Source organism: Pseudoduganella rivuli (assembly GCF_009674485.1).
In the GTDB taxonomy this organism is placed as follows: Bacteria; Pseudomonadota; Gammaproteobacteria; order Burkholderiales; family Burkholderiaceae_D; genus Rugamonas; species Rugamonas rivuli_B.
Genome location: NZ_WKJJ01000022.1, coordinates 104,554 through 126,614 on the forward strand (window position 1 = coordinate 104,554; position 22,061 = coordinate 126,614).

Sequence of the window (22,061 nt, forward strand, 5' to 3'; positions counted from 1 at the left end):
TCCGCAGTGGCCGCCTCCGAAGGTTACCCCGTTATTCCGCGCAAGGCGAATTAAAACAGGTGGCGTATGCCCAGGTTGAACGCGGTCGGGGTGTGGCCATCGTCGGTGGCGTTGCCGACCTTGAAGCTCGCGCCATTTTCATTGTTGATATGGCCATACGCCGTGTACAGGTCGGTGCGCTTGGACAGCGCATACATGTACGCGACGCCGAACTGGCGCGCATCCTGATTGGCCTTGCTGCGGTCGTTGTGCTGCAGCACGGAACCCAGCACGCGGTGCGGGCCGAATGCCGCGGACAGGCCGGCCAGGATGTCGCTGCTGTCCGCACCGCCGACGGCGCGGTTTTGCGCGTAGGCCAGGTGGCCCGTGTAGGCGCCGACCGTGTAGCGCACGGTGGCCAGCGAATTGCGCGTATGGTCGGGCAGCACGGCTTCCTCGCGGCGGTGGTGCGCCAGTACGACGGCCAGCGGACCTTGCACGTAGTTGGCCGCCACGCTCAGCGAACGCTTGCGGGTGCTGTCGGCCGCCACTTCGCCGGCACCGTAGGTGGCGTCCAGCGCCCAGCCGGCATAGCGGTAGGACGAGAAGCTGACGGAGTTGTCGATGCGGCGCGGCGCGGCCATGATGTTGGGCGCCTGGCCTGCCAGGCCGTCCTCGAACGGATCGGCCACGTCACGCAGGGCCTTGTAATACGCGGAGTACTGGCGGCCGATGCTGACCGTTCCCCAGTTGCCCGACAGGCCGACGAACGACTGGCGGCCGAACGTCAGGCCGCCCTGGCCGGACGCGCCGGTGTCGATGCCGACACCGCCCTCGATGACGAACATGGCCTTCAGGCCGCTGCCCAGGTCTTCGGTGCCCTTGAAACCGATGCGCGAGCCGGAATTGAGGCCACTGCTGACATAGGTGTTGGTCCCGCCAGGGCCGCCGCGCTCGACGACGATGCCCGCGTCAGCGACGCCATAGACTTTGATGCCCGATTCCGCCTGGACGGCTCCGCAGCCCAGCGACAGGAAAACGGCGAGGGCGGTTGCGGTGTGTTTCATGGTGACTCCTTTTGTATAGGTATAGGTGGTGTTCTGTGTGTTCTACCGGCCCGGCGTCCGGCCATGCCGGAGCGCGGGCCGTTGCGGCATCAGGCCGCGTGCGGGTAAGCGCGTTCGCCGGCGTCCTTCTCCTGCTCGCCCAGCGCGCCTTCCCATTTCGCGACGACTGCCGTGGCGATGGCGTTGCCGACCGCGTTGGTGGCGGAACGGCCCATGTCGAGGAACTGGTCGACGCCCATCAGCAGCAGCAAGCCTGCTTCCGGGATGTTGAACTGGGTCAGCGTGGCGGCGATCACCACCAGCGATGCGCGCGGCACGCCGGCGATGCCTTTCGACGTCAGCATCAACAGCAGCAGCATGGTGATCTGGGTGCCGATCGACAGGTCGATGCCATAAGCCTGGGCAATGAACAGCACGGCGAAGGTGCAGTACATCATCGAGCCATCGAGGTTGAACGAATAACCCATCGGCATGACGAAGCTGGAAATGCGGCGCTGCACGCCGAACTTGTCCAGCGCGATCAGCAGTTTTGGATAAGCGGCTTCCGAGCTGGCGGTGGAGAAGGCCAGCAGGAATGGTTCGCGGATCAGGCCCAGCAGCTTGAACACGCGCGGGCCGATGACGGCAAAGCCGGCGGCGATCAGCAGGGTCCACAGGCAGGCCAGCGCGAAGTAGAAGCCGCCCATGAATTTGGCGAACGTGGCCAGGATGCCCAGGCCGTTGGTGGTGACCACCGACGCGGTGGCGGCGAAGACGGCCAGCGGCGCCATGTTCATGATCGCACCGGTAATGTTCAGCATCACTTGCGACAGTTCATCGATGACGGCCAGCAGGCGCTTGCCATGCTCGCCCAGTGCGCCCAGCGCGGAACCGAAGAAGATCGAGAACACCAGCACTTGCAGGATCTCATTGTTGGCCATGGCTTCGATCGGCGACTTCGGCACCACGTGCGAGACGAAGTCCTTCAGCGTGAAGGCGGCGGTTTTCAGGCCGGTCGTCGCGGTCACGTCAGGCAGCGGCAGGCCCAGGTTGGTGCCCAGCTGGAACAGGTTGGACAGGACCATGCCCAGGGTCAGCGATACCAGCGACGCGCCCATGAACCAGGCGAACGCCTTGGCGCCGATGCGGCCGGCGGCTTTGCCGTCCGACAGGTTGGCGATGCCGACCGTCAGGGTCGAGAACACCAGCAGTGCGATGATCATCTTGATCAGGCGCAGGAAGATGTCGGTGATGAGGGAAATGTGACCGGAAATCGTGGCGGCGATTTTCTTGTCAGGGAAAATCGTGTGGCACGCATATCCGACCGCGATACCGAGCAGCATCGCGAACAGGATATATACAGTGATTGGGCGCTTTTTTTGCATAGCAGTCTCCATTGTTGTCAGGGTCCACAGCGGGTAAGCTGCGGGGCTGACCTCTTATAGCAATCGCCGTGCCTGCCTGAAAAGATTCGTTACATTTCCGTAAGCCTTTGTTTTGTAATTGGATTTTTGTGATGGGGAGGGCGTGCGGCACATGCCGCGTATGAGGGGTTGGACTGGGTGTGCGCGGGCGGTCCGAATCTTTGGACTGCCGGGACGGCCCTGCCTTAGAATGGCGCTTTTGTTAACTTCCCGGTATCACCCATGACGGCACGGATCGAACAGTTCGGCGTACCCTACGGCGACTTCCTATTGCGGGGCGACCATTACGCGGGTGCGCGCAGCAACCATACCTTGCTGCTGCACGGCGCCGGCGCCAGCACGCGCCACATGCACCACTTGCTGCGCAATGCGCTGCAGGAGCGCGGCGTGGGCACCACCTGTTTCGAGTGCGTGGGGCATGGCGAGACGGGCGGCCTGCTGGCGCAATCGTCGGTGGCCAGCCGCACGCGCCAGGCCGAAGCCGTGATCGCCGCGCGCGCCATGGACGAGCCGCTGGCGCTGATCGGCATCAGCATGGGGGCGTACAACGCGATCCGGCTGACGCAATCGCATCCGGTCGATGCGCTGGTGCTGATGGTGCCGGGCGTGTATCCGCCGGACGCGTACGAGGTGCCGTTCGGTCCGGCATTCTCCGCCGTGATCCGGCGCGAGCGCAGCTGGATGGACACCGATGCGTGGGACATCCTGGCGCGCTTCGAGGGGGCGCTGCTGGTGGTCGCCGCCGAGCATGACGCGGTGATTCCGCTGGAAATCCCCGAGCGGCTGGTGGCGGCGGCAGGGCGCGCACGGCAGCGTGAACTGATGGTGGTGGAAGGCGGCCAGCACAACCGCGTGTGGGCGCTGCTGGCCGAACAGCCGGAACGGTTTGACGCGGCCTTGGGCAGCGTGATCGCGGCGCTGCACAAGGGGCGGTGATGGCGTTGCATGCGATGAGGTGGCGGGTGACATGGCTGCGTGTGACGGTGCTGCTGCTGGCCGCGCTGGCGGCCGTCCCGGGGGCGCGGGCCGGTGATGGCGCATCGGCAGGCGCATCGGCCAGGACGGCGCCGGCGGGCAATGTCGAAGCCGGCCGGGCCGAGTTCGCGCGTTGCCAGTGGTGCCACCAGGCGGGGCCGTCGGCGCGCAGCGGCTTCGGTCCGCAATTGACGGGGATAGTCGGCCGCCGCGCCGGGGCGGCAACCGACTATAACTATTCGGCAGCGATGAAGAATTCCGGCATTGTTTGGACGGCGCCGATGCTGGCGGCGTTCGTGAAGGCGCCGCAAAAGGTTGTCCCCGATAACAAGATGCGTTTCTGGGGCATCGCCGATGAACAGCGCATCGCGAATTTGCTCGCGTACCTGCGCACGCTGTAACGGTTGTGTTCCATTTTTGCGTGGTCCAGTCCTACATGGACAACGCTGGCACACCTACATCCTTGAGCCATCGGACGGCTTAGCATGACGACTCCTTGAACGCATCGCCCCGCCACCAGGCGGCAATGCCGATGTGACAAGGCTTACCCCAACCATCAAGGAGCACATTATGACCAAGCAACCAAATCAAGGCCGCGACCAGGACGATGACGATCGCGGCAACCGTGGCGGCAACCAGGGCAGTGCACAAGGCGGCAAGGACAGCACCAGCAAGGACAGCGGCAGCAAGCAGTCGGGCGACACCAGCAACCGTGGTTTCGCATCGATGGATCCGGAACGCCAGCGTGAAATCGCGGCCGAAGGGGGGCGTGCTGCGCATGCTTCCGGCAAGGCGCATGAGTTCACGTCGGAAGAGGCCCGCGAAGCTGGCAGCCAGAGCCATAAAAACGATGGCAACCGCCAGTCGGGTTCGGGTGGTTCGTCGGGTTCGGACCGTGGCTCGTCCGGTTCTTCAGGCTCTTCCGGTTCCTCCGGTTCGTCCGGCAATAGCGGCTCGTCCGGCGGTACCCGTGGCGGCACGCCGGAGCAGCATGCCGAAGCCGGCCGTCAAAGCCACAAGAACGACCGCAAGTAAGCAGTAACGGCATTACCGGCCGCATGTGCGGCCGGGGCGGGGGCATCATGGGCGTCACAGACGCGACTGCTGTCCCCCGCCGCTGTCGCTTAACCCGCGTCAAGCAGCAGTGGCCGCGTGCCGCTGCCCGGCTCGAACCGCGCCACCGCCCGCACCAGTGTTGCCGACTGGCCCCGCAAACCTTCCGCCGCGGCGGCCGCCTGTACCACCAGCGCCGCGTTCTGCCGTGTCATCGCTTCCAGCTCGGCCAATACCTTGCTGACCTGGCCGATGCCGTCGCCCTGCGCGCGGCTGGCCGCCGAGATTTGCCGCGCCAGCTGGGCCGCCCGCAACACGGCGGCGACAATATCGGCCATCGTCACTGCCGCTTCATCCACCAGCTTGTTGCCCAGGTCGATCTGCGCCGCCGACTCGGCAATCAATCCCTTGATTTCCCTGGCCGCGTCGGCCGTGCGCTGCGCCAGCGCGCGCACTTCGCCCGCCACCACGGCAAAACCGCGCCCGGTTTCTCCGGCGCGCGCCGCCTCCACTGCCGCGTTCAAGGCCAGCAAGTTGGTCTGGAAGGCGATGCCATCGATGACCGCGACGTGACCGACGATCTTGTCCGACCCGGCCTTGATCACCCCCATCGTGTCCGACACCCGGGTTGCCACGGCTTGCCCCCGCAGCGCCCGTTCGCGCGCGGCGTCGCCGGCCTCGCTGGCCTGGCGCGCATCGTTCGCGTTGCCATTCACGGTGCCGGCCAGCAGTTGCATCGCTTGCGCCGCCTGGTGCAGCGCGCCGGCCTGGCGCGCGGTGCGGCTGGAAAGGTCATTGTTGCCCGCCGCGATATCGCCTGCGGCCGTCAGCACCGCCGCACTGCTGCCGGTGATCTGCGCCATCGCTTGCGCGAGGTTACCCTGCATCAGCCTGAGCGCGCGCATCAGTTGGCCCGCCTCGTCGCGGCCGCCATCGGCAACCGCCACGCGCAAGTCGCCGGCCGCGATGGCATCGGCAATGTGGGCGGCATGCCGCAGCGGCGTGGTGATCGAGCGCGTGATGTATGCCGCGCACGCCGCGCCGAACACCAGTCCCAGCAAACCGACCGCCAGCATGCCGGCCCGCGCCGCCTGGTATTGTTCAGATGAAGCGTCCCGCGTGCGGGCCATGGCGGCTTGCTCGCGTTCGGCCAGCAAGCCCAGGCGGTCCATCCAGCGTTCATGCAACGGTGTGAAGTCGCTCTTGAGCAAGGCCGCCGCGTCGAAGTAATTGCCTTCTGCAATAATGGACTGGATCCTGGCCAGCAGCGGCATCAGGGCCTGCTTGCTGGCGCGCGCCGCCGCCAGTGCTTCGGCATCGATGACGACGTCCTGCAGGGCCCGCTCGGCGCTATCGTAGCCGGCCAGCAGGTCGGCCAGCCTGCGCGCGGCCCCGGCGCTTTCGTTGGCATCGGTGGGCGCGGCCAGTTGGCGCAACGCCAGTGCGATGGCCGCGCCGCCCTGGCGCATTTGCAGCGCGCCGGTCAGGCTGGCCAGGCGGGCCCCGACCAGTTGCCCGGTATCGGCCTGTTGCACACCCATGCGCCAGAGTCCTATGCCCAGCAAGGCGGCGGCGCACAGCAGCACCAGGCCGAAGCCCAGCGCCAGCCGGGCGCCGATGTTGAGATTCGAAATACATGCCATGTCGTTCTCCTCTTCACCCTTGTTCCCGGTGGCGCTTCGCTGGCGCCGTCCGGTTTAATTGACCACCAGCGATATGCCCCGTCCGTGCATGCCCAGGCTGACGGCTTCCTGCTGCCGCCGCGGGCGGTCGACGTGGGGGCACACCACGAACAGCTCGCCGATTTCCGTGGCCAGCGTGTATTCGTAAAAGCCGCCCAGGTAAGTCGACTTGAGCACTTGCGCGGCCAGGCCGAATTCCCCGGCGTCTCCCACGCGCCAAGCCTCGGGACGCACCGCCACTTTCACGGCGCCGGCCGGCATGGATTTCGGCGCGCGCCATTTCAATGGTCCCAGCCGCACGTCGCCGCCGATCGTCACACGCCCCGGCAACAGCAGGGCTTCGCCCATGAAGCCGGCCACGAATTCGCTGTTGGGCCGCTCGTACAGGTCGGCCGGCGAGCCGGCCTGGGCGATCAGGCCGTCGCGCATCACGATGATCTGGTCCGACACCGCCAGCGCCTCGCTCTGGTCGTGGGTCACGTACGCCACCGTCAGTTGCAGGCGCTGCTGCAGCGCGCGGATTTCATCGCGCATCTGGCGCCGCAGCCGCGCGTCCAGGTTCGACAAGGGTTCGTCGAACAGCAGCACGGCCGGTTCCAGCACCAGCGCCCGCGCCAGCGCCACGCGCTGTTGCTGGCCGCCGGACAATTCACCCGGCCAGCGCCCGCCGTAGCCCGTCAGGCCCACGGTGGTCAACGCGGCCTCCACGCGTTGCGCGATACTGGCGGCCCCCACGCCCGCCACCACCAGGCCATACGCGACATTGTCGACAATGCGCATGTGCGGGAACAGCGCATAGTTCTGGAAGACCAGGCTGACGTGGCGGTCCGCCGCCGACATCGTGGTGACGTTGGCGCCGTCGATCCAGATCTCGCCGCCGGTCGGGCTTTCCAGCCCGGCAATCATGCGCAGCGTGGTGGTCTTGCCGCAGCCCGACGGGCCCAGCAAGGTGGTCAGCGTTCCTTTCGGCACCGTGAAACTGATGCCCTTCACGGCCAGCGCACCCTTGTCGGTGTAGGCCTTGGTGATGTTCCTGAATTCGATACCCGGCTTCATATTGTGTTCTCCTTGATTGTCGTCACGCCTGCGCCAGCGCCGGCGCTTGTTCCTGCGCCTGCGCCTGCTCCGGCGCCGCTTGCGTCGTGCGGCGCCCCAGTTTCCGTTCGCCCACCAGCCACTGCACCATGCCGGTCGCGCCCAGCATCAGGATGGTCAGCACCGTGCAATACGCCAGCGCCACGCCGTATTCGCCATTGCCGACGCGGCCGATAATGAAAGTGGTGGCCAGTTCGTACTCGGCGCTGACCAGGAAGATCACCGACGACACGGTGGTCATGGCGCGCACGAAGCCATACACCAGCGACGCCACCAATGCCGGCCGCAGCAGCGGCAGCACCACGCGGCGCAATGTGGTCAGGGTCGAGCCGCCCAGCATGGCGGACGCCTCGTCGAGGCTCTTGTCGATTTGCTTCAATGCCGCCGAACCGGCGCGGATGCTGACGGGCAGGTTGCGGAAGACAAAGCACAGCAGGATGATCAGGCCGGTGCCGGTCAGTTCGAATGGCGGCACGTTGAACGCCATCACGTAGGCCACGCCCAGTACGGTGCCCGGCACGGCAAACGCCAGCAGCGCGCCGAATTCAAACGCGTTACGGCCACGGAACTGCACGCGCGCCAGCAGGTACGCCATCAGCAGGCCCAGGATCGCCGTCAGCGGCGCCGCCATGCCGGCCAGGCGTAGCGTGGTCCAGAGCGAATCCCAGCCCGCGCCCAGCCACACGATGCCGTGGTCCCATTCAAAACCAAAACCGGTCTGGAAGTGCTGCAGGGTCAGGCTGAAGTCGCGGCCCCACAGCTTGACGAAACCGCCGGCAAACGCGAACAGGTAGATGATGGCGGTAAAGGCCAGCCAGGGCATCGCCACGCCCATGGCGACGCGGCGCACCGGCGCCGGCAGCGGCGGCGGAATGCCGTTATCGCCCTTGCCGGACATGCTGGTATAACTGCCTTTGCCCAGCGCCATGCGCTGCAGGACAAACACGGCCAGCGCAAAGGTGCTGAGAATCAGCGCCAGCGATGCGGCGCGGCCGGGGTCGAGCTGGGCGCCGACAATGGCGAAGAAAATTTCCGTCGACAGCACGGAGAACTGGCCGCCCACCACGATCGGGTTGCCAAAGTCGGCCATCGATTCAATAAAGCCCACCAGGAACGCGTTGGCCAGGCCGGGGCCCAGCAACGGCAAGGTTACCGTCATGAAGGCCCGCATCGGTTTGGCGCGCAGGGTCTGCGCCGCTTCTTCCAGGGTCGGGGCCACCGATTGTGCGACGCTGCGCATCATCATGTAGGCGATCGGCGTGAACGCGATCATTTGCGCCAGCCATACGCCCTTGGCGCTGTAGAACCAGCGCGACGGCTCGATGCCGAACAGTTGCTCGATCGCCTGGTTGACCAGTCCGGCGCGGCCGAACAGCAGGATCAGGCCCAGGCCCACGACGAATGGCGGCGTCACGATCGGCAAGGTCGACAGCACCCGCACCAGTGGCCGGGCGCGCACCAGGGAACGCTCGGTCAGCAGCGCCAGCAACGTGCCGAGCACTGTCGTGCCGGCGGCGGTCGCCAGCGCCAGCGCCAGCGTATTCCAGGCCACGCCGCAGGTATTCTTCCCTTGCAGGCAACCGAGGTTCCAGATCCGTTCGCTGGACAGGCGGTGCCACGCTTCGGCGCCGCTGATGCCGCCGGCCTCGTCCAGGAAAGCGCCCGACAGCGATTTCAGCACGGGGAAGGCAATGAACAGGATTAACAGCGCGGAGCACAGCAGCACCGCGCCCGCCACGAATTCATTGCCCTGGAAATAGCCGAGGCGGGCCACGCCCAGCGCCAGCTGCATCAGCAGCGCCAGCAACACCAGCGCGCCGCCCCAGCCCATGCCGTATTGCCCGACCGGCAGCGCCCACAGGCCATCCTGCCAGCCAAACCATGCCCAGCCTTGCGGCCCGATCGCGTAACCGGTTGCCAGCAGGGCGGCCAGGCCCGTGCCGGCCACGCACACCAGCAGCAAACCCTGGCCGCGGCGGGTCGGGCACAGTGGCGCCAGCGCGGCCAGCAGGGGCGCCGCCAGCGGCAGCCACAGCCAGTAGCGCTGATAAGCGGCGGCCTGCAGCCAGCCGGGGGCCGACGCCATGTCGCCGAACAGGGCGGGATACGCGCTCAGCCAGCCGCTATCCGGCATCGCGTACCACGGCAGCAGCAGCGAGGCGGCCAGGGCAAGCGCGGCCCAGCCTAGCGACGCATCGCTATAGTCAATTTTCTGTTCCATTTTTTTTCCAGTGTGCAGGCCTTGGCCTGGTCTATGGGTATGGACGCGGCGCCGGGAACCGGCTGCCGCGCCACCACGGCCGGTCAGTTGGCGGCGCCGTTGACTTCTTTTTCCCAACGTTCGATCAGGCGTTTGCGCTCGGCGGCCTTGCCATACTTTTCGAAGTCGTAGTTGATCATCTTGATGCGTTTCACGTCCGGCACGCGCGGATCGACTTTGGCCTGGGCATTGGCGGGCAGCTGGAACTGCTTGGCGGCCAGGCCCAGTTCCTGTGCCGGCGCGGTCAGCGCCCAGTCGTAGAACTTCTTGGCGTTGGCCAGGTTGCGCGCGCCCTTGATGATGGACATCGATCCCACTTCATAACCGGTGCCTTCGCACGGCGCGCTGCCCTTGATCGGGAAGCCCTGCATCACTTCTCCCGGCACTTCATGCAGCCAGCCGACGGCAATCGTGTTTTCGCCATGCGATGAATTTTTCAGCGGGCCGGTGCCGGAACGCGGATACTGGCTGATGTTCTTGTGCAGCGCCTTCAGGTATTCGAAGGCCTTGTCTTCCCCCGTGATCTGCACCAGCGTGGCGATGGCCATATAGGCGGTGCCGGACGAATTCGGATTCGCCATCTGCACTTCCCCCTTGTACTGGGGCTGGATCAAGTCCATCCAGCACACCGGCGCGGCCAGCTTTTTCTTGGCCAGCAATTCCGTGTTGTAGGCAATGCCCAGCGGCCCGGAATAAATGCCCACCGTCTTGTACTTCGACTGCCTGGCCTGGCTCACCGCCCAGTCACGCAACAGGTTGATATTGGGTGACTGGTACGCCAGGGTCAGGTCTTTTTCCGCCGCCTGCAGGTGCGGGTCGCCAGTGCCGCCAAACCAGACGTCGGTTTTCGGATTGGCGCTTTCCGCCGAGATTTGCGCCAGCGCTTCGCCGCCGCTCTTGGCCACCATGTTGACCTTGATGCCGGTGGTACGGGAAAACGTGGTTTGCACCAGGCTGCACCATTCGGCCTGCACGCCGCAAATGATGTTGATCGATCCGGCGTCGGCCGCGCTGGCCGGGGCGGCGGCCAGCATTGCCAGCGGCGCCCCGACGGCGAGTAGTAGGGATTGTTTCATATTGTCTCCTTGGAATGGGGAAGGGGCGGCGCGTCAGAATGCGTAGCGCAGGCCGCTGCCCACCGCGCGCGACGTGGCGCCGGTGTTGATGCCGATGCCGCCGGAATCGTAGTCGTATTTGCCGCGCGCCTCGTTCTTGACGATGGCGGCAAAGGTTTCCCACATCATCTGCTTGTTGATCAGGAATTGATAGGCGATCACGGCGTTGCGCGCGCCGGTGTCGGCGCCGTTGCAGGCGGTGCCGTTACCATAGGAACAACGGACGTCGCTGCCCACGCCATAGCCGCCGTACACCACGTGGTCGCCGAACGCGTGTTTGGCGCCGACCAGCATGCCGTTCTTGCTCAACCGGGTTTTCAGCGTACCGGTGGCGTTCGGGTCCGTCATCCGCATGCGGTCATAGCCCAGCGCAACAATGGTACCGGTGGCCAGCGTGTAGCGCGCGCCGAAGCGGAAATCCTTGTCGCGGGTATTGCGGTCGGTGGACCCGTTCAGCGTCCCCTTGTCGTTGCGGACTTCATACGCCAGGCGCAAGTCCAGCGGACCGGTCACATACTGCAAGCCCAGGCTGTAGCTCTTGTCATCGAGGTGGGGGCTGGTGGCGGTGCCGGCCGCGCTCTTGTTTTCGTTGGCGCTGAAGTAGGCGCGCGCCGACAGGCCGTGGAAACTGGCGGACTCGAAGCCCAGCGTGTTGTCGAAACGGACATTGAACTGCGGCGCGGTGACCGACTGGCCGCTGTTGCCCGTCAACATGCCCATGTCATCCTGCAGTCCCGCCGCCATCGGCGAAAAGTCCGCGGCACTGCTGATCCAGCGCGCGGCCGCCGTCATGCGGCCCAGCTTGAGCGTGCCGATGCCGTCGAACGCGATGCCGACAAAGACGTCCTTGGCGCTGCCGAACATGCCGCCGTTGGCGCTGCCGGCATTGTCGACGGAAATGCCGGTGGTGTACTGGGCCAGGCCGGTCATGCCGCGGCCCAGTGGCAGGCTGGCTTTGACGCCCAGTTCCGAGCTCACGTTGCTGAGGCGGAAGCGCCCGGGCCGGTCTTGCGCCGGCACCGCGCCGCCCGTCGCGTCGATGTATTCGAACTGCGCGTCCGCCACGCCATAGAGCGTGGTTTGCAGGCCGGATTGCGCATGTGCGCCCGTCGCCGCCGTGACACAGACCGCCGCAACGGCGCCAGCCAACATCCAGTTTTGCTTTTTCATTATGTCTCCAGGGGCGCTTGCCGCGCCCTCTACATTCAGTTCATCAGCGCCGGGCGGGAAGCGTTATGGCAGCCCGCACGGCAGGGAATCGTGCGGTCCGCCGAACCCGGCGTGACTGACGACTGAAGCGGAGTCTAGGCGAGACGAAACAAAAATAAAACGAAGGAAATCCTGAAAATGCCCCTTTCCTTGCAGGCCGCTTTCAGCTTCCTTTCAGTTGGCTGTCAATCCGGGGCCTTTGTCGGCCACCCCCGGGCTGACGCACAAAATTTGCCGGGATACAATGGTTACGTCACTCCGGCGCCACCTTTTTGCTATGGCCACACCATGAAGCTTTTGCTAGTAGAAGACGATGCAGACATGTCCAAGGCGCTGACGCGGGCCCTTGAAAAGCGCGGTTTCCATGTGATCGGCTGCGCCGACGGCACGCAGGCGCTCAAATTGATCCGCGATGAAGTGGGCGACCTGGTGATCCTCGACCTGAACATTCCCGGTCTCGATGGCTTGCATATCCTGCAACGCAGCCGTGCGCAAGGCATCACCACGCCGGTCATCGTACTGACCGCGCGCGGCGCGGTGGGCGACCGGGTGGCGGGGTTGAATGCCGGCGCCGACGATTACCTGGCCAAGCCGTTCGACCTGGAAGAGCTGGAGGCGCGCATCCGCGCGCTGCTGCGGCGCAAGGGCGGCGAGGAGCCCATCCAGAAATGCGGCCAGTTGCGCTTCGAGCGCAGTTCCGGCGCGTTTTATCATGGCGAGGCGCCGCTGGAATTCACGCCGCGCGAGCACGCGCTGCTCAAGGCGCTGATGGCCCGTCCCGGCCACGCCGTCAACCGCGAGCGGCTGCTGCACCTGGTGTTCCCCGATGACGCCGAGGTACAGGTCGAAGCCATCGAAGTGGTGATCCACCGCCTGCGCAAGAAACTGGTGGCGACCCGCACCGAGATCATGACCTTGCGCGGTCTGGGGTACCTGTTGCGTCCGCAAAGCCGGCCGGAGGCATGAGCAAGCTTGCACCGCTCCGCTCGCTGCGCGGCTACCTGCTGGCCGGCATCATCCTGCCGATCGCGCTGTTCATCGCCATCGACGCCCTGCACCTGTACCGCAGCGCGCTCGATTCCGCCAACACCGCCTATGACCGCATGCTGGTCACCACCGCCTATTCCATCGGCGACCGGATCAGTATCGAAGGGGGGCAGTTGCGCGGCGATATTTCCTACGCCGCGCTGGAAGTCTATGAAGCCGGCTATTCGACCCGCATGATTTACAAGATCAGCGATTACCGGGGACGCCACCTGGCGGGCGACCCGGACTTGCCGGCCTATCGCGGCGGCGACAAATGGCTCACCGTTCCCGCCCTGCTGAAAGTGTATGAGGGCACCTATGGCAGCGCGCCCGTGCGCATCGCCGTCGTGGCGCAGCCCGGCGCATCGCACCGGCTGGAAGACAACGTCATCATCCAGATCGCCGAACCGCTGGTGTTCCGCCAGGACGTGGCGCGCGATATCCTGTGGGGGACGGTGCTGCGCCAGGCGATGCTGCTGTTCATCGTGGCGGCGGTGACGTATGTCGTCGTGACCCGCGCGCTGCGCCCGCTCGACAGTTTGCGCGCCCAGCTTCTCGCCCGCCAGGAAGACGACCTGTCGCCGCTGTCGACGCCAACGGCGGCGCGCGAATTGCAGCCGGTCGTGGCCGCGCTGAACGATCTGATGAGCCGCCTGCACCGCATGGTCGATATGCAGCAGCGTTTTGTCGCGAATGCCTCGCACCAGCTGCGCACGCCGCTGGCGGTGCTGAAAATGCAACTGCAATCGGGCGTGCGGGGCGATATCGCGCCCGACCTGGCGCTGCTGGAAATGCGCGCCACCGTGGACCGCGCCACCAATGTCGCCAACCAGTTGCTGTCGCTGGCGCGGGTCGAGCAAATGCGCGGCAAAGGCACCAGCGAACAGTGCGATTTGCTGGCGGTGGCGCGGGAAGTGGCGATCGATTTGTCGCCGCTGATTTCCGACAAAAACCTGGAATTCGAACTGGAAGCAAGCAGCGCGTGGGTCCACGGGCGTGCCTGGATGGCCAGCGAAATGGTGTCGAATTTGCTGCACAACGCGATTCGCCATACACCGTCCGAGTCGCGCCTGGGAATCCGTATCGCGGCGCCGGACGGCGCCATCGAACTGTGTGTGTGGGACACCGGTCCCGGCGTCGCCGACCAGGAAATGCGCGTCTTTGAACCCTTTGCGGGCAGCCACAGTTCCAAGGGCGGTGGCCTGGGGCTGGCCATCTGCGCAGAAATCGCGGACGCCATGGGCGCCCGGCTCAGCCTGCGCAACCGCGAAAAGGACGGCAAAGTCGAAGGGCTTGACGCTTGTGTTCGCTTTAGCCTGTAACCGCGCCGCTACTTTTGATACGAGACCCGGTACACCTTGCCCGCGTGGTCGTCGGAAATCAGCATCGACCCGTCGGCCAGCACGGCCAGGTCGACCGGACGGCCGGTGACCTTGTCATCCGGCTGCAGGAAGCCTTCAATGAACGTGGTCTTGCTGACGGCCTTGTTGCCATACAGCGTGACGAGGCTGACCTGGTAGCCGATCTTGTTTTCCCGGTTCCACGAGCCGTGTTCGGCAATGAACACCTGGTTGCGGTATTGCTGCGGGAATTGCGTTCCCGTGTAGAAGGTCAATCCCAGCGGCGCCACGTGCGGGCCGAGCTGCGCGACAGGCGGCACGTATTGTTCGCAGCTGCCGGCCTTGCCGAACTTCGGATCGGGCAGCACGCCGCCGTGGCAATACGGGAAACCAAAATGCAGGCCCGCTTTCGGCGCGACATTCAGTTCGCACGACGGCATGTTGTCGCCCATTTCGTCGGGGCCGTTATCGGTGAACCACAGTTCTTTGGTTTGCGGATGCCACGCGAAGCCCACCGTGTTGCGGATGCCGCGCGCATATTCTTCCCAGCCGCTGCCGTCCGGGTTCATGCGCCACAGCTTCGAATACATCTCGCCTTCCTTGTCGCAGGTATTGCAGGGGGCGCCGACGGGCACGTAGATCTTGCCGTCCGGCCCGGCCTTGATGAATTTCTCGCCGTGCCACGTCTCTTTCGGCAAATCGTCCTTGACCACCTTGTAGGCGGGTTTTGCCGCATAAGTCTTGTCGATGCCGTCGAAGCGGATGATGCGGGAAATCTCCGCCACGTACAGCGCGCCGTTCAGCAGCGTGACACCGATCGGATGCTGCAAGCCTTCGGCGACGGTGACAACCTTGTCGGCCACGCCATCCTTGTTTTCGTCCACCAGCGCATACACCTTGCCGGCCTTGCGCGAGCCGACATAGACGATGCCGCTGTCGGACACCGTCATCGAGCGGGCGTTGTCGACATGGTCCGCGTAGACGGCGATGCGGAAGCCTTTCGGCAGCTTCAGGCCGGCCAGGTTGTCGGCGGCAGGTTTGGCTGCCGGCGCTGCCGCGCTTGCAGCGGCGGCTTTCGGCGCGGCCGCGATATAGTCGGCCAGCTGGCCGATCTGCGCCGCGCTCAATGTCTGCGACCAGGCCGGCATGCCTTTGTTGGGGACGCCTTTGCCGATGATGTTGACGAGATTCGATTTGGTGGGCGCGCCGTGTATCCACACCTGGTCGACCAGGCTGGGTCCCTCGGCCCCTTCCAGCTTCGGCCCGTGGCACGCCGCGCAATAGGTCTGGTACAGCTTTTCACCGGCACTGACGGACGGTCCGGCAGCATGGGAAGCAAGTGGTGCGGCAACACAAAGCAGCGCGGCGGCGCGCAGGAAAGTAGCAAGGTTCATGAGAAGGGACGGGGGTTCAAGATAGCGGTATCTTAGCATGGGGCAATGCCTTCGCTCCGGGCGGGTAGAGTCCCCGCGCTAAAATTTCTCCGTTGAATGTATTATCATGAAGATAATAATTCTTCGGAGGTTCCCATGAGTAAAGCCCTGCGCCTGTCTGAAAAATGGTTCCAGCGCGGCCTGTGGCTGGTCGCGTTCGCGTTTGCCGGGTTCCTGATCGGCCTGGGCGGCCAGGTCGTCGACAACCTGGGCATGGTCGAACAGCCGCTGGCGCTGGAACAATTCATGGACCCGCAGCGCACGCCGGCCGTGCGCGCGGCGCTGAAGCAGGAAGAGGCGCACCAGGCGGCGGCCAACGCGGCGCTGGAACAGGCCCGGCAAAAACACCAGGTGGCGCAAGCCAACACGCAATCGGCCCGCGAAACCTTCGACAACTGGCTGGCCACGCGCCACGCGACGGCGAAACCGGAACAGGATCCGGAACTCATCAAGCGCACGCAGCAGCTGGACGGGCTGAAAGTGGATGAGCGCAAGGCGCTGTCGGCCGTGGAAGCGCAGGAACAGGCTTACCTGGATGCGTCGCAAGCCAAGGATCGCGCCCAGCAGGAATGGGACAAGCTGGCCGACGCGGCGCAGGGCGCCTACCAAGCCGCGTTGCGGGCGCAGGAATTGCGCGTGTTCGGCTACCGCCTGATGCTGACGTTGCCGCTGCTGGCGGCGGCGGTCTGGCTGTTCCGCAAGCACCGCAAGAGCCAGTACTGGCCGTTCGTCTGGGGTTTCATTTATTTCGCCGCGTTTGCGTTCTTTGTCGAACTGGTGCCGTACCTGCCCAGCTATGGCGGTTATGTGCGCTACATCGTCGGCATCCTGCTGACGGTGCTGATCGGGCGCCAGGCCATCATTTCACTGCAGCGCTACCTGGAGCGGCAAAAGGCGGCCGAAGCGCTGCCGGACAGCCAGCGCCGCCAGACACTGTCGTATGACGTGGCGCTGGCGCGGCTGGACAAGGGCGTGTGCCCCGGCTGCGAACGCCCGGTCGACCTGAAAGACCCGGCGCGCGACTTTTGTCCCCATTGCGGTATCGGGTTGTTCAACCGCTGTGGCGCGTGCAGCGCCCGCAAGAGCGCGTTCAGCCGGTTTTGCCATGCCTGCGGCGCCCAGGCCCGTGCCGACAACAGTGAAATCGCCTGAAAACCGACGTCTGGTCCGCGTTTTTTGCAGTTCATCGCAATCCTGATCTGGATCAAGGTGCGAATCGGTATAGTTCAACCATGCCGAAACGCTTTAAAAATCACTGATCTGGGGAGAATAAAAATGAACATCGCTAAAAACATGGAAATCATCTTCGTGGCCGCCACCCTGGTGCTGGGCCTGTCGTCGGAAGCGCTGGCGCGCAGCACGCCGCGCCCGGCCACCACCCTGGAACAGCCGGCGTACACGCCGGCCACGGCGATCGCGAACAAGGTACCGGTCGTCATCGTGTCGGCCAAGCGCCTGACGGCGGCGGAAAAGGCGGCAATCGCGGGTTGATCCGGCAGTTACCAAGAGGAACCCGACATGACGATGAATTTCTTCCGCTTCGGCGCGCTGCTGGCGGTATTTGGCTTGTTTGCCGGTGTATGCGCCGCCGATGACAACATCACGGAAAACCGCGCCATCGATGCGCGCGTGGTGCGCGTCAAGCTCGATGGCGTGATTGACCTGAAGTTGCGGCGCGGCGATACACCTTCGCTGACGGTGACCGGGGATAAGCGCTACGTGGCGAAAATATCGACGGTGCAGGCCGGCGATACGCTGCACCTGGACAGTGAAAACCACGGCTTCAAGTTCGGCCGCAATACGGTAAAAGCCGAGCTGACGTTGCCGGCGCTGCGGGAACTGGTGTCGGAGGGCGTGGGCACGACGGAAGTGTCCGGCTTTTCCGGCGAGGAAATCCAGCTGACGCTGGATGGCGCGGGCAGCATGAAGGTGTCGTGCGACTACCGCAATATCCGCGCCAACCTGGGCGGCGTGGGCAGCATGCATATCTGGGCGGCGGATAACGACAGCATCGAACTGGATTTGCAGGGCGCCGGTTACGTGACCCTGGGCGGCCGCAGCAAGACCCTGAAGGCCACGCTGGGCGGACTGGGTGGACTGAATGCGCAGCAATTCCAGGCGGACAGCGTGAACATTGATTTGAGCGGGCTCGGCAACGCAACCGTGACGGCGAAACAGAACGCCAACCTGAGCCTCTCCGGGCTGGGTTCCGTCACCGTGTATGGCCAGCCGCAAAACCGCAATGTCAGCGTCGATGGCCTGGGCAAGGTGCGCTGGAAATAACAACAACGTCGATTTGCCGGAACAGACAACCGACTACAAAGACACATGAAGAGACTATTGAGGATCATTACCGCGGCCGGTGTGGCTTGGGGGGCGTTGGGGAGCCCCGCCTATGCCGGCTTTGCGGAAGGGGCGACAGCCTACAACAACCGCAACTACGCGGTTGCCTACAAAGAAATCGAACCGCTGGCCCGCGCCGGCAATACCGATGCCGAGCATTTGCTCGGCTTGATGTATTACATGGGCCGCGGCGTGCAGCAGGACTACAAGCAGGCGTTGACGTGGCATCGCAAGGCCGCGCTGAAGGGCAAGGCCGATGCGCAATACGTGGTGGGCGCCATGTATTACACGGGCAATGCCGTGATCCAGGACCATAAACAGGCCATCACGTGGTTCCGCAAGGCGGCCGAGCAGGGCCACGCGGAAGCGCAGCAGGTGCTGGGGCTGATGTACCGGTATCACATCGGCGGCATGCCGCAGGATAACGTGCTGGCGTACATGCTGTGGAACCTGGCGGCGGCGGCGGGCAATGCCAAAGCAGCGGAGCAGCGTGCGTCCATCGTCACAAAAATGACGGCGGAACAGATCGAAGAAGGCCAGGCCATGTCTTCCGCATGGAAAACCGGGACGCCACTGCCGCGCAGTTCGCGCACGGGAGGCGGCTAAAGCATTACCGGCCCCGTTCGTTGATGTGGTTGCGAAAATATTTATCTTTTCTGCTAATTATTATTGTGAAAAGCTAGCGGAATATGTAAGAATATTGAAATCCGTCAACTTCAGACATGAAGTAATTTTCATGGCGGGCGCCATCCGAAAACCGGTGGCTTGCGTGGACGGCGCCGGCGTTTTCCGGTGCTGTCTGATGATCTAAACAGACTGCTGGCTGGGTGATGATTGCATAGGCGGGAGTACGCTCCTTGCGCGTCGACGCAGAGCAGGTTTATGCAAATTGGAGTACCGGGTTGGTTCGAATCGTCTTGCTCACCGGTGTCACCGGCGCGCTGGGGAGCGCTTTGTTGCCGCTCCTGGCGCAACAATTTCCCGATCATGACATTTATTGCCTGATCCGCGCCACCGACGCGGCCGCGGCGCGTGGCCGCCTGGATGCCGTGATTGGTGGCGCCGCCATGGCGGGGGATGCGTCCCGCATCCATGCGTTGCAGGGCGACGCCGCGCTGCCGGGCTTCGGCCTGGCGGACGGCGTGCTGGACGACCTGGCTGCGCGCGTCGAGAAAATTTTCCACCTGGCCGCCAGTGTCGACTTCGACCTGCCGCTGCCGGAGTCCCGCGCAATCAACGTGCACAGTACGGCTGCGGTACTGGCGTTCGCGCGCCGCTGCCGCTTGCGCGGTACGGCCGGCTTCCACATCAGTTATGTCTCGACCGCCTACGTGGCGGGCGACCGCAACGGCTTGCTGAAGGAAAGCGACCTGCGGCTGGGCCAGGGATTCTGGAACGGTTACGAGGAAAGCAAGCTGGAAGCGGAGGAGCTGGTGGCCGCCGCGGCCCACGAGTTGCCGGTGACCGTGTTCCGCCCCAGCCAGGTGATTGGCGATTCGCGCACGGGCGCGATTTCGAAGTTCTTCGGTTTTTATGAATTCGTCGGCCTGGCCGTGCGCGGGCGTTCCAATATCCTGGTCGCCGATCCCGATGCGCGGCCCGACATGGTGCCGCTCGACTATGTGTGCCGCGCGCTGCTGCACTTGAGCGCACGCCCGGACGCGGCCGGCGCCACCTATCACCTGGCGGCCGGTCTCGCCAACAGCCTGGCGGTGTCGGAGGTGGTGGAGGCGGTGCTGGAAGTGATGGCACGCCACAAGGCCGGCAGCGAAGCGACGGCGCGCCCGCGCATCATCCGGGCCGACCGCCTCGCGCTGGACGCCGCGCCGGACGAGCTGGCGCGTTACGAATACAGTGCGCAGAAATTACTGCTGCGCACCTATGGACCCTATCTCGCGTATGAACGCGATTTCGATGTCGCAGCCACCCACGCGCTGCTGGCGCAGGCGGGAATCGTCATTCCGCCGATGCGGGAAGCCATCATGGTGACTGCCGACTATGCACTGCGCTCCCGGGTTCGGCGCCGGGAAGCGCCCCACAACAAGCCGTCCCAACTAGGAGAAACAGCATGAGTGACTTTAACAACCGGGCCGCCCTGGAACAGAAAATTGCCGACATCCTGCGCAAGCTGCTGATGATCGAAGACGACATCGTCCTGGATGTCAAAGCCGACCTGGTTGGCCAGATCGGCCTGGATTCGATCGAAGCGTTCGATGCCGTGGCAACCCTGCACGAAATCCTGGGCGAGTCGATCCCGACCACTTTCAACCCGAAAGCCAGCAATTCGATCGACCTGCTGAGCACCTACATCTTCCAGCAGTTCGGCGATACGGGCGTGGGCAAGATCCTGGCCGTCGATATCGACGAGCTGAACATGGCTGACGCCGACGACAGCCTGTAATGGCGCAAGCTTTTTCAGCAGAACAGGTGGCCGGCTTGCTGCCGCACCGCGGCCACGCATTGTTTGTCGCCTCAGTGGAAGTTGACGGCGACACCGTGCGTGGCGAGTGCGTGTGGCAGCGCGAGCATCCGCACCTGGATGGGCATTTCCCGCAAATGCCGATTGTGCCGGGCGTGTTCCTGATCGAGGCCGGCGCGCAGCTGGCCGGGGTGCTGATTGCCGCGCGCCATCCGGGCGAACGGGGGCTGGGCATGCTGGCCGGCGTCCGGCGCACGCTGGTGCACCGGCCGGTGTTGCCGGGGGACCGCATCCACTTCGAGCTGGACGTGCGGGCTAATCCGGGCGGCATGTTCGATGCAAAAGGAACGGGCCGTTTTGCCGATGGCGGCAAGGCGGTGACTTTGGATTTGATGGTGGCGGTGCGTGCACCGGCTGATTGATACGGAAGAGGGTCGAGCGATGACGAAGTGCCGGGTAGTCGTCACAGGGATAGGCGCGGTGTCGCCCTATGGCGTGGGAGTGGACGCGTATTGGCAAGGTTTGCTGAGCGGGCGGACGGCGATCGGGCCGGTGCCGCATTTTGAGGGCCACGGTTACCGCAGCACGCTGGGGGCGCAGGTGCCCGCGGCGGTGACGGACGGGATGACGGCCCATGAAGCCCAGGAAAAAGGCGCATTCCTGGTGGCGCTGGCGGCGGACGAAGCGTTGCGCATGGCCGGCGTTGGCCCCCGCTTCAGCTCCGGGACGCAGGTCGGTTGCGTGCTCGGTTCGCTGTGCGCGGGCATTGAAAACCTGATAGCGATGGCCGAGGCATACCATACCGGCGCCGGGCTGGACGACAACTTCCCAGGCGAGGCGGCGCTGGTCAATTACCAGCTTGAATTCCTGGCCGCCCGGCATAACCTGACCGGACCGACCAGTATGGTATCGACCGCGTGCGCCTCGACCACCGATGCGATCGGCTATGGTGCGGACCTGGTGCGCCAAGGCGATTGCGACGCGGTGCTGGTCGGCGGCGGCGACATCCTGGCCGCGCTGATACACGCCGGTTTTAACTCGCTGTTTTCGATTACGACGACGTCGCCCAAGCCGTTCGACACCGGCCGCGACGGTTTTGCCATCGGTGAAGGCGCCGGTATTTTTTACCTGGAGACGCTGGACAGCGCACTGGCGCGCGGCGCCAGGATTTATGCGGAAGTGTCGGGCTATGGCCTGAGCAATACCGCCTTCCACCTCACCGCCACGTCCGACGACGGCATGGGCGAAGCGCAGTCGGTCGAACGCGCGCTGGCCGACGCCGGCCTGACGGCGCGGCAGATTGACTATGTCAATGCGCACGGCACCGCCACCGTTCACAACGACCGCACTGAAATGAAGGCCATCGGCCACGTCTTCGGCGAGCGCGCCGGCGAAGTGCTGGTCAATTCGAACAAGCCGCTGATCGGCCACTGCATGGGCGCCGCCGGCATCATGGAGGCGATCAGCACCGTGCTGTCGCTGGAACACCAGCTGATTCCGCCGACGCCGCACACGGCCGGCAACGAGCCCGCGCTGAGCGCCGACCTGGTCATGGGCGCGCCGCGTCCGGCCGCGTTGACGCACGCCATATCCCAGTCCTTTGGTTTCGGCGGCGCCTGCTCGTGCGTTGTGCTGAGCCGCGTCAATTCAGTGGAGGCTTGA

21 protein-coding genes are annotated in these 22,061 nt (G+C 64.8%); 13 read left to right on the forward strand and 8 right to left on the reverse strand.

What is annotated here, in order from left to right; all coding sequences use genetic code 11:
- Positions 1–50: 50 nt before the first annotated feature.
- Both GJ700_RS28550 and GJ700_RS28555 read right to left on the reverse strand, forming a co-directional pair.
- Positions 51–1,046 (reverse strand): porin, encoded by a 996-nt coding sequence (locus GJ700_RS28550; RefSeq protein ID WP_154380443.1) that lies wholly within the window; start codon positions 1,044–1,046, stop codon positions 51–53.
- A gap of 89 nt (positions 1,047–1,135) precedes the next feature.
- Complete coding sequence (locus GJ700_RS28555; protein WP_154380445.1) at positions 1,136–2,410, reverse strand: dicarboxylate/amino acid:cation symporter; 1,275 nt, start codon at positions 2,408–2,410, stop codon at positions 1,136–1,138.
- Positions 2,411–2,671: 261 nt separating this feature from the next.
- Between GJ700_RS28555 and GJ700_RS28560 the strand changes: the two genes are divergently transcribed.
- The 3 genes from GJ700_RS28560 to GJ700_RS28570 all read left to right on the forward strand — a co-directional run bounded on the left by GJ700_RS28560 (position 2,672) and on the right by GJ700_RS28570 (position 4,459).
- Positions 2,672–3,385 (forward strand): alpha/beta fold hydrolase, encoded by a 714-nt coding sequence (locus tag GJ700_RS28560; protein WP_154380447.1) that lies wholly within the window; start codon positions 2,672–2,674, stop codon positions 3,383–3,385.
- Between the two features lie 26 nt (positions 3,386–3,411).
- The gene (locus tag GJ700_RS28565; protein ID WP_371868174.1) at positions 3,412–3,825 is read left to right on the forward strand and encodes a c-type cytochrome; all 414 of its coding nucleotides are present in this window, start codon (positions 3,412–3,414) and stop codon (positions 3,823–3,825) included.
- Between the two features lie 169 nt (positions 3,826–3,994).
- Positions 3,995–4,459 (forward strand): KGG domain-containing protein, encoded by a 465-nt coding sequence (locus GJ700_RS28570; RefSeq protein ID WP_154380449.1) that lies wholly within the window; start codon positions 3,995–3,997, stop codon positions 4,457–4,459.
- 89 nt (positions 4,460–4,548) lie between these two features.
- Here the strand turns inward: GJ700_RS28570 and GJ700_RS28575 are convergent, their stop codons facing one another.
- The 5 genes from GJ700_RS28575 to GJ700_RS28595 all read right to left on the reverse strand — a co-directional run bounded on the left by GJ700_RS28575 (position 4,549) and on the right by GJ700_RS28595 (position 11,799).
- Positions 4,549–6,120 (reverse strand): methyl-accepting chemotaxis protein, encoded by a 1,572-nt coding sequence (locus GJ700_RS28575; RefSeq protein WP_154380451.1) that lies wholly within the window; start codon positions 6,118–6,120, stop codon positions 4,549–4,551.
- A 54-nt stretch (positions 6,121–6,174) separates the two neighbouring features.
- Positions 6,175–7,215, reverse strand: coding sequence for an ABC transporter ATP-binding protein (locus GJ700_RS28580; RefSeq protein WP_154380453.1), 1,041 nt, complete (start codon positions 7,213–7,215; stop codon positions 6,175–6,177).
- A 22-nt stretch (positions 7,216–7,237) separates the two neighbouring features.
- Positions 7,238–9,475 (reverse strand): ABC transporter permease, encoded by a 2,238-nt coding sequence (locus GJ700_RS28585; protein ID WP_154380455.1) that lies wholly within the window; start codon positions 9,473–9,475, stop codon positions 7,238–7,240.
- 83 nt (positions 9,476–9,558) lie between these two features.
- Entirely contained in the window at positions 9,559–10,590 is a 1,032-nt protein-coding gene (locus GJ700_RS28590; RefSeq protein WP_154380457.1) for an ABC transporter substrate-binding protein, read from the reverse strand.
- A gap of 33 nt (positions 10,591–10,623) precedes the next feature.
- Positions 10,624–11,799 (reverse strand): porin, encoded by a 1,176-nt coding sequence (locus tag GJ700_RS28595; protein WP_154380459.1) that lies wholly within the window; start codon positions 11,797–11,799, stop codon positions 10,624–10,626.
- Positions 11,800–12,126: 327 nt separating this feature from the next.
- On the opposite strand from GJ700_RS28595, the gene GJ700_RS28600 reads away from it, so the two are divergent.
- The gene (locus GJ700_RS28600; RefSeq protein WP_154380461.1) at positions 12,127–12,804 is read left to right on the forward strand and encodes a response regulator transcription factor; all 678 of its coding nucleotides are present in this window, start codon (positions 12,127–12,129) and stop codon (positions 12,802–12,804) included.
- A complete protein-coding gene (locus GJ700_RS28605) occupies positions 12,801–14,186 on the forward strand; it encodes a sensor histidine kinase (protein ID WP_154380463.1) in 1,386 nt (461 codons plus the stop codon). Before GJ700_RS28600 ends, GJ700_RS28605 begins: the two co-directional genes overlap by 4 nt.
- 8 nt (positions 14,187–14,194) lie before the next feature.
- On the opposite strand, the gene GJ700_RS28610 is transcribed toward GJ700_RS28605, so the two are convergent.
- Entirely contained in the window at positions 14,195–15,598 is a 1,404-nt protein-coding gene (locus GJ700_RS28610) for a c-type cytochrome (RefSeq protein WP_154380465.1), read from the reverse strand.
- Between the two features lie 135 nt (positions 15,599–15,733).
- Between GJ700_RS28610 and GJ700_RS28615 the strand changes: the two genes are divergently transcribed.
- From GJ700_RS28615 to GJ700_RS28650, 8 genes are all read left to right on the forward strand, one after another.
- Complete coding sequence (locus GJ700_RS28615; RefSeq protein ID WP_154380467.1) at positions 15,734–16,789, forward strand: zinc ribbon domain-containing protein; 1,056 nt, start codon at positions 15,734–15,736, stop codon at positions 16,787–16,789.
- A gap of 123 nt (positions 16,790–16,912) precedes the next feature.
- A complete protein-coding gene (locus GJ700_RS28620; protein ID WP_154380469.1) occupies positions 16,913–17,128 on the forward strand; it encodes a hypothetical protein in 216 nt (71 codons plus the stop codon).
- Between the two features lie 27 nt (positions 17,129–17,155).
- Positions 17,156–17,920 (forward strand): GIN domain-containing protein, encoded by a 765-nt coding sequence (locus GJ700_RS28625; protein ID WP_308700721.1) that lies wholly within the window; start codon positions 17,156–17,158, stop codon positions 17,918–17,920.
- A 57-nt stretch (positions 17,921–17,977) separates the two neighbouring features.
- The gene (locus GJ700_RS28630; protein WP_371868177.1) at positions 17,978–18,586 is read left to right on the forward strand and encodes a tetratricopeptide repeat protein; all 609 of its coding nucleotides are present in this window, start codon (positions 17,978–17,980) and stop codon (positions 18,584–18,586) included.
- Between the two features lie 296 nt (positions 18,587–18,882).
- Positions 18,883–20,052, forward strand: a complete 1,170-nt coding sequence (locus GJ700_RS28635) for an SDR family oxidoreductase (protein WP_195764039.1) — start codon at positions 18,883–18,885, stop codon at positions 20,050–20,052.
- Positions 20,049–20,381 (forward strand): phosphopantetheine-binding protein, encoded by a 333-nt coding sequence (locus tag GJ700_RS28640; protein WP_154380475.1) that lies wholly within the window; start codon positions 20,049–20,051, stop codon positions 20,379–20,381. Before GJ700_RS28635 ends, GJ700_RS28640 begins: the two co-directional genes overlap by 4 nt.
- Positions 20,381–20,821 carry a 3-hydroxyacyl-ACP dehydratase FabZ family protein gene (locus tag GJ700_RS28645; RefSeq protein ID WP_154380477.1) on the forward strand — a complete coding sequence of 147 codons (441 nt, stop codon included), beginning with the start codon at positions 20,381–20,383 and terminating at the stop codon, positions 20,819–20,821. The genes GJ700_RS28640 and GJ700_RS28645 overlap by 1 nt, the downstream gene beginning before the upstream one ends.
- A gap of 19 nt (positions 20,822–20,840) precedes the next feature.
- Positions 20,841–22,061 (forward strand): beta-ketoacyl-[acyl-carrier-protein] synthase family protein, encoded by a 1,221-nt coding sequence (locus GJ700_RS28650; RefSeq protein WP_154380479.1) that lies wholly within the window; start codon positions 20,841–20,843, stop codon positions 22,059–22,061.

Bases quoted from the DNA above. Each gene is read 5' to 3' on its own strand.
- GJ700_RS28550 (WP_154380443.1), bottom strand. From the start codon at position 1,046: ATGAAACACACCGCAACCGCCCTCGCCGTTTTCCTGTCGCTGGGCTGC.
- GJ700_RS28555 (WP_154380445.1), bottom strand. From the start codon at position 2,410: ATGCAAAAAAAGCGCCCAATCACTGTATATATCCTGTTCGCGATGCTG.
- GJ700_RS28560 (WP_154380447.1), top strand. From the start codon at position 2,672: ATGACGGCACGGATCGAACAGTTCGGCGTACCCTACGGCGACTTCCTA.
- GJ700_RS28570 (WP_154380449.1), top strand. From the start codon at position 3,995: ATGACCAAGCAACCAAATCAAGGCCGCGACCAGGACGATGACGATCGC.
- GJ700_RS28575 (WP_154380451.1), bottom strand. From the start codon at position 6,120: ATGGCATGTATTTCGAATCTCAACATCGGCGCCCGGCTGGCGCTGGGC.
- GJ700_RS28580 (WP_154380453.1), bottom strand. From the start codon at position 7,215: ATGAAGCCGGGTATCGAATTCAGGAACATCACCAAGGCCTACACCGAC.
- GJ700_RS28585 (WP_154380455.1), bottom strand. From the start codon at position 9,475: ATGGAACAGAAAATTGACTATAGCGATGCGTCGCTAGGCTGGGCCGCG.
- GJ700_RS28590 (WP_154380457.1), bottom strand. From the start codon at position 10,590: ATGAAACAATCCCTACTACTCGCCGTCGGGGCGCCGCTGGCAATGCTG.
- GJ700_RS28595 (WP_154380459.1), bottom strand. From the start codon at position 11,799: ATGAAAAAGCAAAACTGGATGTTGGCTGGCGCCGTTGCGGCGGTCTGT.
- GJ700_RS28600 (WP_154380461.1), top strand. From the start codon at position 12,127: ATGAAGCTTTTGCTAGTAGAAGACGATGCAGACATGTCCAAGGCGCTG.
- GJ700_RS28605 (WP_154380463.1), top strand. From the start codon at position 12,801: ATGAGCAAGCTTGCACCGCTCCGCTCGCTGCGCGGCTACCTGCTGGCC.
- GJ700_RS28610 (WP_154380465.1), bottom strand. From the start codon at position 15,598: ATGAACCTTGCTACTTTCCTGCGCGCCGCCGCGCTGCTTTGTGTTGCC.
- GJ700_RS28615 (WP_154380467.1), top strand. From the start codon at position 15,734: ATGAGTAAAGCCCTGCGCCTGTCTGAAAAATGGTTCCAGCGCGGCCTG.
- GJ700_RS28620 (WP_154380469.1), top strand. From the start codon at position 16,913: ATGAACATCGCTAAAAACATGGAAATCATCTTCGTGGCCGCCACCCTG.
- GJ700_RS28625 (WP_308700721.1), top strand. From the start codon at position 17,156: ATGACGATGAATTTCTTCCGCTTCGGCGCGCTGCTGGCGGTATTTGGC.
- GJ700_RS28640 (WP_154380475.1), top strand. From the start codon at position 20,049: ATGAGTGACTTTAACAACCGGGCCGCCCTGGAACAGAAAATTGCCGAC.
- GJ700_RS28645 (WP_154380477.1), top strand. From the start codon at position 20,381: ATGGCGCAAGCTTTTTCAGCAGAACAGGTGGCCGGCTTGCTGCCGCAC.
- GJ700_RS28650 (WP_154380479.1), top strand. From the start codon at position 20,841: ATGACGAAGTGCCGGGTAGTCGTCACAGGGATAGGCGCGGTGTCGCCC.